The sequence below is a fragment of the Gryllotalpicola sp. genome (assembly GCF_027352875.1).
In the GTDB taxonomy this organism is placed as follows: Bacteria; Actinomycetota; Actinomycetes; order Actinomycetales; family Microbacteriaceae; genus Gryllotalpicola.
This window is the reverse complement of record NZ_DAIEII010000020.1, coordinates 1-9,481: the sequence shown is the minus strand read 5'-3', so window position 1 is coordinate 9,481 and position 9,481 is coordinate 1. Positions and strand designations below refer to the sequence as shown.

Sequence of the window (9,481 nt, the reverse complement as noted above, 5' to 3'; positions counted from 1 at the left end):
GTCGAGCACGACGACGATCAGGAGCAGCACGGCTGTCGGCGAGAAGCGACGCGATGTCTCGACGCCTGAGCGACGTCGGATGTGCTCTCCCCTCACCACCATGAACTCCCAGAGAATCGCAGCCCGTCGGCCCACCTTATCGTCCGTCAAACGGCCCTCCTGGGCAACCACGCCCCTGATCGGGCATTCATCTCACCGCCTGCGACAATGGCCAAGTCACCGAGGAAGCAGAAGGGATCCGGCATGAGCCCGATCGACCTGGCGCGGAAGATCGTCCGCGATCAGCGATTCCGATTCCTTCTCGTGGGCGGGTTCAACTTCCTCTTCGGCTTCGCGGTGTTCCTTGCGGTCAACGCCACCGTCGGTCTCGCGATCGACCGCGCCGGCCAGCCGGTCGTGGCGTCGATCGCCGATGTGCTCATCTCCCACGTCATCAGCTCGATCACCGCCTTCGCGCTCTACCGGATCTTCGTGTTCCGGGTCAAAGGCAAGCTGCTCATCGACTTCCTGCGGTTCCAGAGCGTCAACCTGATCAACCTCGTCGCCAACACCGTGCTGCTTCCGACGCTCGTCGCGGCCGGCCTTCCTCGCATACCCACACAGGCCGGTCTCGTACTCGTGCTGACCGTCGTGAGCTATCTAGGACATCGCTACTTCTCGTTCCGTCGCGTGCCGGCGGCGGCCGATGAGGCCGATGCAGCGAATTCCGATCCCACGCCGCGGCACTGAGAGTTCAGAGCGGAGTCATCGCGAAATCATCGACACAGGAGAGTAACCAGTGCTAGCGGCGCGTGAGGTCAGTTGCGCCCCTGCGCCGGGATAGGCTGCTGAGGATCGGTCGCTCCGGGGCCGGGCCTCTTCCCCTCGATTGGAACTTACTCGACGATGAAAGCGGTTCTCCTCGCTGGCGGTCTGGGTACTCGCATGCGCGAGGAGACGGAGTTCCGGCCGAAGCCGATGGTCGAGATCGGCGGGAAGCCGGTGCTCTGGCACATCATGAAGCTCCTGAGCGCTCAGGGCATCAAGGACTTCGTGATCTGCACCGGCTACAAGAGCGAGCAGATCGCGTCGTACTTCGCCAACTACAGCGCGGTGAACAAGGACTTCACGATCCGCCTCGGTGACGAGTCCTCGATCGTCTACCACGGCGACCACGACGAGTCCGACTGGACGGTGACCGTCGCCTACACCGGCGCCGACACCATGACGGGCGGCCGCATCAAGCGCGTTCAGAAATACGTCGGCGATGAGCCGTTCCTCTGCACCTACGGCGACGGCGTCGCAGATGTCGACATCCGCGGCCTCCAGGAGTTCCACGCCTCGCACGGCCGCCTCGCCACCATCACCACCACCCGCCCGTACAGCCGTTTCGGTGTGATCGACATCGCCGAGGACGGCGGCGTGGCGACATTCCGCGAGAAGCCGCAGACCGATGACTGGATCAACATCGGCTACTTCATCCTTGAGCCCGCAGTCTTCGACTACATCGAAGGCGACGCCACGACCTTCGAGAACCAGCCGCTGCACACCCTCGCCAGCGAAGGCCAGATCTCCGCCTGGCGCCACAACGGCTTCTGGCAGCCGATGGACACGTACCGCGAGTACCAGATGCTCAACGATCTGTGGGAGCGCGGCGCAGCGCCGTGGAAGGTGTGGTGATGGCGCGCAAGAAGGTCCAGGCCATCATCCCCGCCTACAACGAGTCGGAGAACGTCGACGAGCTGGGCCGGCAGCTGACGGCGGTGTTCGATTCCGAGCCGGACTACGATTTCGAAGCACTCATCATCGAGAACGGCTCGTTCGACGACACGTGGGAGAAGCTGCTCGCCCTCCACGAGCGCGACCCCCGCTTCAAGATCGTCCAGCTCGCCCGTAACTTCCGCATGGACGGCGGCCTCACTGCGGGCCTCAGCGTGGCGGACGGCGACGCCGTCATCCTCATGACCGCCGATCTGCAGGACCCGCCCGCGCTCATCCCGACCTTCCTGCGCTACTGGGAGCAGGGCTACGAGAACGTCTACGGCGTCGTGACGAAGCGCAACGGAACGAATCCGGTCCGCAGGATGAACTCGCAGCTGTTCTACTGGCTGGCCGGCAGGCTCACCGACGACCGCATCACCCGCAATGCGAGCGACTTCCGTCTGCTCGACCGCGCCACCTATGAGGCGGTGCGCGGCATGGAGGAGCGCAACCGCTTCGTGCGCGGCCTCGTCTCGTGGGTGGGCTTCAAGTCGATCGGCGTGCCGATGGAGCGCCCGCCCCGCTTCGCCGGCGAGTCGAAGGCGTACACCCTCAAAGTCATCGACCTGGCGTTCAAGGGCATCTTCGCCCATTCGTACGTGCCGCTGCGGCTCATCACGATGCTCGGATTCGTGCTCAGCGGCCTGGCGCTGATCGCATTCGTGGTATTTCTCATCAGGCTCTTCGCCTTCGGGGTCCCCTTCGACGGCTACGGCACCCTCGTGAGCCTCCTCTTCCTGGGATTCGGAGGGGTGCTCCTCGTTCTCGGCGTCCTCGGCGAATACATCGGGCTCATCTACGAAGAGGTGAAGCAGCGCCCGAACTTCATCATCTCCAACAAGGTCGGCCTGTGACGCGTGCCCTGGTCGTCGGCGCCAACGGTGCGCTCGGCACCGCGATCGCCGACAGGCTCGAGGCCGACGGCTGGACCGTCGACCGCGGCGGCCGCCCGGACAAGGCGGGGATCGACGTCGACATCACCGATCCCGGCTGGGCGGCAGGCACCGACCATGAATACTCGGGCGTCGTCTGGGCGCAGGGACTGAACGCCAAGGGCGGCATCCGGGAGGCGACGGACGCTGACTTCGAGGCCCTCTTCGATGCCAATGTCGAGGTCGTGGCCCGCACCCTTCGCGAGCTGCTCGCCGCAGACCGGCTGGTGCCGAAGGCGCGCGGGGTCGTGATCAGCTCGATTTGGCAGGTCACCGCCCGCGCCGACAAGATCGCCTATGTGACGAGCAAAGCGGCTCTCGGGGGGCTGGTGCCCGCCATCGCCGCCGACCTCGCCGGCACGTTCGCGATCAACGGTGTCCTCCCCGGCGTGACCGACACCCCGATGACGCGCGCCCAGCTCAGCACCGAACAGCTCCGGCGGGTGCAGTCGGAAACCCCCGGTGGAGCGCTCGCCACCGCCGAGGATGTCGCGAGCGCGGTCGCGTGGCTGCTCGATCCGCGCGCGAAGGGCATCAACGGCCAGTGGATCGCGGTCGACAACGGCTGGTCGGTGACCCGCCGTGTCTGAGATCGCCATCCACAGCTCCTTCGGCGACTACACCGTCGTCGTCGCGCAGGGCTCCGCCGATGCTGCTGCGGACGCCGCGGTGACACTCGCCGATCCTGTGGTCGCCGACCGGCTCCCGCCGGTCAGGGCCGTCGTGACGATCGCGGGCGCCGAGAGCTCGAAGACGCTCGCCGGCTGCGAGCAGACGCTTGTGGCCATGAACCGCGCGGGGCTGCGGCGCGGGGACGTCGTGGCCGCGGTCGGCGGCGGCGTGGTGCAGGATGTCGCGACACTGGCCTGCTCGCTCTACATGCGCGGCGTCGACTGGGTCTATGTGCCGACGACGCTGATGGCGATGATGGACTCCTGCATCGGCGGCAAGAGCTCGATCAACGTCGGCGGCGTGAAGAACCTCGTGGGCAACTTCTATCCGCCTCGGCGGATCCTCGTCGACCCGGTGTTCATCGAGTCGCTCCCCCAGCGCGCCCGGGTCTCCGGCCTCGCCGAGGCGGTCAAGATCTGCTTTGCGCGCGGACCCGAAGCGTTCGAGCGGTTCCTCGCCTCGCCCGCCGCGCTCGCGCCGGCGGACGACGGCGCCACCGCCGAGCTCATCGCCCATGTGCTCGAGAGCAAGAAGTGGTTCGTCGAGATCGACGAATTCGACAAGGCGGAGCGCCAGCTCCTCAACTTCGGGCACTCGTTCGGCCACGCCTTCGAGGCGGCATGCGGATTCCGCGTCCAGCACGGCATCGGCGTCGCGATCGGGATGCTCGCCGCACTGAGGCATCCGGCGTCGCGCGCCGACGAGCTCACCGAGCGCCTCAGCGAGTACGCGCGCGTGATCCTCGCGACCGTCGCCGAGGACGTCGCTACGTCTGCGGCCGCCACCGACTGGGCCGTGTTCCGCAGGGCACTGGCCGCCGATAAGAAGAACGCAGCGGACCGGCTGCGGCTGGTGCTTCCTACAAGTGAACTATCGTTGACAGTCGTTTCGCTTCCTCTCGACGACGACCAACTGAGCATCGCCGAACTCTCACTCCGCAGCGCATTGGAGGACCTCGCCGCATGACCGCCTATTCGAAGTATTCGGATCAGTTCGTCGATTGGCTCGTCGACGAGGGCTACACGCACTGCTTCTTCGTCGGCGGGGGGAACATCATGCATCTCCTCGACTCGGTTCGATCCCGGCTGGTCTGCGTGCCGTTCGTTCACGAGGTGGGTGCGACCATTGCTGCGGAGTTCTTCAACGCATCGGCCGATCCCGGCACCCACCGGGCGTTCGTGCTGGTTACCGCAGGCCCCGGCGTCACGAACACGATGACCGGGGTCGCGAGCGCCTGGGGCGAAAGCCGCGAACTGCTCGTCATCGGCGGTCAGGTCAAGGCCAGCGATCTCAGCCGCGGAGAAGTTCGGCTGCGCGGCCTCCAGGAACTCGATCTCAGCGAGATCATGCGCCCGGTCTGCAAACGCGTCCTACGCATCGAGGCGCCGATTCCGCGGGCGGCCGTGCTCGACGTGGTGCGCGACGGCGCCCGCCCCCGCAAGGGTCCGGTGTTCATCGAGTTCTGCCTCGACGCGCAAGCAGCGGCACCGATGCCGGACGAACTTGCCGTCGCTCCTGCACCGGAACCGGCAGTAACGCGTGTGCCCGATGAGGGCGTCGAGGCAGCCCTCGCGATGATCAGCGCGTCGCGCCGCCCCGTCATTCTGATGGGTCTCGGCGTCTCCCGCGAGGTCGCCCGAGGCCTGTCGGACGAACTCGCGGAATTGGGCATCCCCATCATGTTCACCTGGAACGGCGCCGACCGCTTGCCGAGCGACCATCCGATGTATGCCGGGCGCCCCAACACCTGGGGTCAACGCGCCGCCAACATCGCTCTGCAGCAGGCCGACCTCCTCATCGCCATCGGAAGCCGCCTGAGCATTCAGCAGACGGGATTCGCCTACGACGAGTTCATTCCGGTCGGCGAGGTCATCCAAGTCGACATCGATGAGCGCGAACTGCATAAGGGCCACCCCCACGTCGAGCTCCCCCTCTGCGGGGATGCCGAGGCGTTTCTCGTCGACATCGTCGCCCGTGCGAAGCACCGCGTGGAATGGGAGGAATGGGTCGATTTCGTCAAGGAACTCCAGCAGCTGCTCCCGCTCGACGACCCGCAGAACACCACAGCGCCCGGCTATGTCGATCCCTATCCACTGCAGGCCGAAATAGCGAACATCGCGGGCGAGAACGATGTGATCATCCCCGGCTCGAGCGGTGCCGCCTATACGGTCTCCATGCAGACGCTCAGCCTGCGTGCGCGCCAGAAACTCCTCTCCAACAAGCAGATCGCGAGCATGGGCTACGGCCTGTGCAGCGCAATCGGGGCTTCCCTGGCAAACCCTGGCGCACGCACCTTCCTCATGGAGGGCGACGGTGGTTTCGCCCAGAACATCCAGGAGCTCGGCACGGTCGCCATCAACCAGCTCCCGATCAAGATCTTCCTTTTCAACAACGACGGCTACGCCTCGATCCGCCAGACACAGCGCAACTACTTCAACGGACGCTGGCTCGGGTGCGACCGCTCGACCGGAGTCGGCCTCCCCGACTGGGAGCGCCTCGCCGCCACCTATGACATCCCTTACGCCAGCATGGATCCGAACGACCCGCTGGGAGGAGAGGTGGCTCGGCTTCTCGCCTCCGATGGCCCGGCGTTCATCGAGGTGCCCGTCGACCCCGACCAGACCTACTACCCCAGGATTGCGTCATCCGTCACCGCCGACGGCTCAATGAAGTCCAACCCGCTGCACCGGATGAGCCCGGACCTTGCCGACGACCTTGCCGAAACAGTCTTCAAATACCTCATCCCGACCGGAGTTAGCAAATGAACAAGATCGAACGGCAGATGGCCGATGTCCTTCAGATGTTGAAGGAGCAGTACGGCGTACTCAGTGTGAAGGCGGAGTTCGAAGCCGAGGGCACGCGCATGGACGAACTGCTTCGTCTGGTGGACATCTCACGAACCGCGGGTCTGCCCCTGGCTCTCAAGGTCGGCGGCTGCGAGGCGATCCGCGATCTGCTCGAGGCGAAGCAGATCGGCGTGAAGTACATCATCGCCCCCATGGTCGAGACGCCGTACGCCCTCTCGAAGTACATCGGGGCCAAGAACCTTGCCTACTCGGTTGAGGAGGAAGAGGACACCGATTTCCTCTTCAACATCGAAACCATCACGGGCTACAACCACATCGACGAGATGATCGCCACCGCGACCGCGGCCGAGCGGCCGGTGAAGGGCATCGTCTTCGGCCGAGTCGATTTCGCCGGATCGCTGGGCAAGACCCGCGAGGTCATCAACACCCCCGAGATCACCACGTACGTCGCGACGGTGGCGCAGAAGGCCAAGGATGCGGGCCTCGACTTCGTCCTCGGCGGCGCGGTCTCCGGCGACATGGTCCATGTCATCCGCGAAGTCGCCGATGTCTATCTCACCCGGTTCGAGACCCGCAAGGTCATCTTCGGTGCCGACGCGCTGAACGGCAGCGACTTCGACAACGGCCTTCTCAACGCGGTCCACTTCGAGTTGCTGTGGCTGCTCAACAAGCGCGACTACTACGGGGGCATCACCCAGGAAGACGCCCGCCGCATCGATATGCTCGAGTCGCGCTGGCATGTGCTCAACGGGGCCAAGTAACTCCTGCTCCCAGCAGGCCGCGCGCGGTGATGGCGATCTGGTCTTCCAGGGGTTCCGCGTCGAGACCCGCCTCACGGCACGCCGCCTGCCAGAGCACGTCGTCGGTGTGGTAGCGGTCGTCAGGCCCGGTCGCCGCGGCCGGGCGGAAGATCGCGGCATCGGGGTTGACCACGGCGCGCACGGCCTCAGCAAGCTGTCCGACCTCGACGAGCGCTCCGCCGCTGTCGATCACGGCTGTGCGCCGGCCTGCGATGGCGAGCGCGACGGCGATCTGCTCGTCCGCGAGCGAGTAGCGGCGCCAGACCTGGTTGGCCGCTCTGATATCGATGCGGCCGCTCGGCGCTTGAAGGATCATGTCGCCGAGCGCGTATTTCCGCGGGATGCGGTTGTACGCGCCTGATACCCCCCAGGCCCGGAGCATCACCGCGTTGCGCGCGCCGTCCGAGACGAGCGCCGTGAGCGCTTCCTCGGTCTCGCGCTTGAGGAAGCCGTAGGGGTTGTCCTGCAGCGGGTGGCGAAGGGCGTCATCGGGATAGACGGCGGCCCCGCTCGAGATCGTCACGATCGACCGAGTGTCCGGAAGCGCGGCGGCGACGAGCATCTGGGCCATGAGCTTGCGATTCGTGTCGACATACTCGTCAAGCGGAAGATCCGCCACCCGGTCACGGGTGAGGAACGCGAAGTCGAGAACGTGCGTCGGCCGGAAGGCGCGAACCAGCTCGTCGTCCCAGGTCGAGGTCGGGATCGACTCGCCGCCGATCTCGAGGTCGCGGCCATTCGACGTCAGGCCGAGCACCGACGCGCCGGTGCCGTTCAGCAGGTCGAGGGTCGTCAGCCCGAACCAGCCGCCGGCGCCAGTGACGAGAATCCGGTCCTCAGGGGCGATGGTCGCAGCCACGAGGGCTCGAGCATTCGAGCTGACGAGTGCACTCACACGGACATCCTCCCAGCAGCCCAATAGAATGCTGGACGATGCGCTTCCTCGTCACCGGCCACACTGGGTTCAAGGGTGCCTGGCTCAGCCTGCTCCTGAGTTCGCTCGGCCACGAGGTGAGCGGCATCGCGCTCGACCCGCTGCCCGGCTCACTCTTCGAGCGGGCCCGCGTCGGCGAGCTGCTCGTCGACGACGTCCGACTCGACATCCGGGATGCCGCCGGGCTGAGGTCCGCGGTCGCCGACAGCGGCGCCGACGCCGTCATCCACCTTGCCGCGCAGGCGCTGGTGCGCGAGTCGTACCGCGACCCGCGCACGACGTACGAGACGAACGCCATCGGCACGCTCAACGTCCTGGAGGCGGTCGCCGGGGCATCCGGCATCGAGGCCGCCCTCATCATCACGACGGACAAGGTCTACCGGAACGTCGACCGCCTCGAGGGGTACCGCGAGGACGAGCCGCTCGGCGGCGACGACCCATACAGCGCGTCCAAGGCGATGGCCGACATCCTCACCCAGTCGTGGGTGAAGAGCTTCCCCGGCGTGCCGACGGCGATCGCCCGCGCCGGGAACGTCATCGGCGGTGGCGACGTGAGCAAGGACCGCCTGCTCGTCGACCTCATTGCGGGATTCACGTCAGGGGTTCCGAACCCGATCCGGCGCCCTGACGCGGTGCGGCCCTGGCAGCACGTGCTGGACTGCGTGAGCGGCTACCTCGCGCTCGTCCACGCTCAGCTCGCGGGCAACGCGGATGGCGCCTGGAACTTCGGCCCCGACGCGGGCAACTACCAGACGGTCCGCGAGATCGCCGACGCGGCGGCGGCGCACTGGGGGGGCGACGCGGCCTGGGTGGACGACTCGCACGGCGAGCACCCGCACGAGGCCGCCCTGCTCACCCTCGACCCGGGTAAGGCGCAGGCCGGGCTGGGCTGGCGCAACGAGCTGCCCTTCCCGCAGAGCCTCGTCTGGACACTCGACTGGCATCGGTCCGTCGAGTCGGGCGCCGATCCGCGCTCGGTGACGCTCCGACAGATCGAGGCCTTCACGGCACTCCGCAGCGTCCCCTGGCTCGAAGGCGCGCAGTGGCGGTAGAACTCGAGGCCGTCCGTGGGCGGGAAGGCCGAGAATCGGTGCCGACCCCGTCACCCGCAAGGCTAACCCGGCGCGATCGTCGCGACTGATACCATCGGCGGATGACCTGGCGCCGGCTGCTTTTCGGCGACGCCAGGTTATACGCGGCCGCGGTGATTCTCACTGCGGCAGTCACCTGGATCCTCTACGGTCTCGGCGCCTTCGACTGGGGCGTTCCTCTCGGCTGGAGCGACCCCGCGACGCTGATCAGCGGCGACGACATCTTCACGATGGTCACGGTCCACGACGTGATCACCACCGGCTGGTACGAGAACGCCCCGTTGCTCGGCGCACCGTTCGGTGCGGTCTTCCACGACTTCCCGGACACCTCGATCACGCACTTCGCGGTCGTGAAGCTGCTCTCGCTGTTCTCGAGCAACTGGGCGGCGGTCTTCAACCTCTACTACTTCCTCGGGTTCCCGCTCGCGGCAGGGACCGCAGTGTGGTTCTTCCGGACGATCCGGCTCCCGGGCGCGGTGAGCATCGCGATGGCGATGCTCTTCGC

The 9,481-nt window shown here is 66.5% G+C and carries 10 protein-coding genes; 9 read left to right on the top strand and 1 reads right to left on the bottom strand.

The genetic code is table 11. The annotated features are described in order from the left end of the window. The first annotated feature begins 243 nt into the window (after positions 1 to 243). The 7 genes from M7D61_RS02600 to M7D61_RS02570 all read left to right on the top strand — a co-directional run bounded on the left by M7D61_RS02600 (position 244) and on the right by M7D61_RS02570 (position 6,912). Entirely contained in the window at positions 244 to 729 is a 486-nt protein-coding gene (locus tag M7D61_RS02600) for a GtrA family protein (RefSeq protein WP_298227299.1), read from the top strand. A 156-nt stretch (positions 730 to 885) separates the two neighbouring features. Continuing rightward, entirely contained in the window at positions 886 to 1,659 is a 774-nt protein-coding gene (gene rfbF / locus M7D61_RS02595; RefSeq protein WP_298227297.1) for a glucose-1-phosphate cytidylyltransferase, read from the top strand. Then, entirely contained in the window at positions 1,659 to 2,594 is a 936-nt protein-coding gene (locus M7D61_RS02590) for a glycosyltransferase family 2 protein (protein ID WP_298227296.1), read from the top strand. Before rfbF ends, M7D61_RS02590 begins: the two co-directional genes overlap by 1 nt. Then, positions 2,591 to 3,262, top strand: a complete 672-nt coding sequence (locus M7D61_RS02585; RefSeq protein ID WP_298227295.1) for an SDR family oxidoreductase — start codon at positions 2,591 to 2,593, stop codon at positions 3,260 to 3,262. The genes M7D61_RS02590 and M7D61_RS02585 overlap by 4 nt, the downstream gene beginning before the upstream one ends. Further along, positions 3,255 to 4,310 (top strand): 3-dehydroquinate synthase family protein, encoded by a 1,056-nt coding sequence (locus tag M7D61_RS02580; protein WP_298227293.1) that lies wholly within the window; start codon positions 3,255 to 3,257, stop codon positions 4,308 to 4,310. The genes M7D61_RS02585 and M7D61_RS02580 overlap by 8 nt, the downstream gene beginning before the upstream one ends. Then, positions 4,307 to 6,109: a thiamine pyrophosphate-binding protein gene (locus M7D61_RS02575; RefSeq protein ID WP_298227291.1), complete on the top strand. Its 1,803-nt coding sequence runs from the start codon at positions 4,307 to 4,309 to the stop codon at positions 6,107 to 6,109. Before M7D61_RS02580 ends, M7D61_RS02575 begins: the two co-directional genes overlap by 4 nt. Next, the gene (locus tag M7D61_RS02570) at positions 6,106 to 6,912 is read left to right on the top strand and encodes an aldolase/citrate lyase family protein (protein ID WP_298227289.1); all 807 of its coding nucleotides are present in this window, start codon (positions 6,106 to 6,108) and stop codon (positions 6,910 to 6,912) included. Before M7D61_RS02575 ends, M7D61_RS02570 begins: the two co-directional genes overlap by 4 nt. Here M7D61_RS02570 and M7D61_RS02565 read toward each other — a convergent pair. After that, positions 6,896 to 7,846, bottom strand: a complete 951-nt coding sequence (locus M7D61_RS02565; RefSeq protein ID WP_298227287.1) for an NAD(P)-dependent oxidoreductase — start codon at positions 7,844 to 7,846, stop codon at positions 6,896 to 6,898. The genes M7D61_RS02570 and M7D61_RS02565 overlap by 17 nt on opposite strands. A 38-nt stretch (positions 7,847 to 7,884) precedes the next feature. On the opposite strand from M7D61_RS02565, the gene rfbG reads away from it, so the two are divergent. Then, on the top strand, positions 7,885 to 8,937 hold the full coding sequence (rfbG, locus tag M7D61_RS02560) for a CDP-glucose 4,6-dehydratase (RefSeq protein ID WP_298227285.1): 1,053 nt from the start codon (positions 7,885 to 7,887) through the stop codon (positions 8,935 to 8,937). 101 nt (positions 8,938 to 9,038) lie between these two features. After that, on the top strand, positions 9,039 to 9,481 hold a 443-nt coding region (locus tag M7D61_RS02555), incomplete at its 3' end, for a hypothetical protein (RefSeq protein ID WP_298227284.1).

Coding starts and splice junctions, on each gene's coding strand:
- M7D61_RS02600 (WP_298227299.1), top strand. CDS start 244: ATGAGCCCGATCGACCTGGCGCGGAAGATCGTCCGCGATCAGCGATTC.
- rfbF (WP_298227297.1), top strand. CDS start 886: ATGAAAGCGGTTCTCCTCGCTGGCGGTCTGGGTACTCGCATGCGCGAG.
- M7D61_RS02590 (WP_298227296.1), top strand. CDS start 1,659: ATGGCGCGCAAGAAGGTCCAGGCCATCATCCCCGCCTACAACGAGTCG.
- M7D61_RS02575 (WP_298227291.1), top strand. CDS start 4,307: ATGACCGCCTATTCGAAGTATTCGGATCAGTTCGTCGATTGGCTCGTC.
- M7D61_RS02570 (WP_298227289.1), top strand. CDS start 6,106: ATGAACAAGATCGAACGGCAGATGGCCGATGTCCTTCAGATGTTGAAG.
- rfbG (WP_298227285.1), top strand. CDS start 7,885: ATGCGCTTCCTCGTCACCGGCCACACTGGGTTCAAGGGTGCCTGGCTC.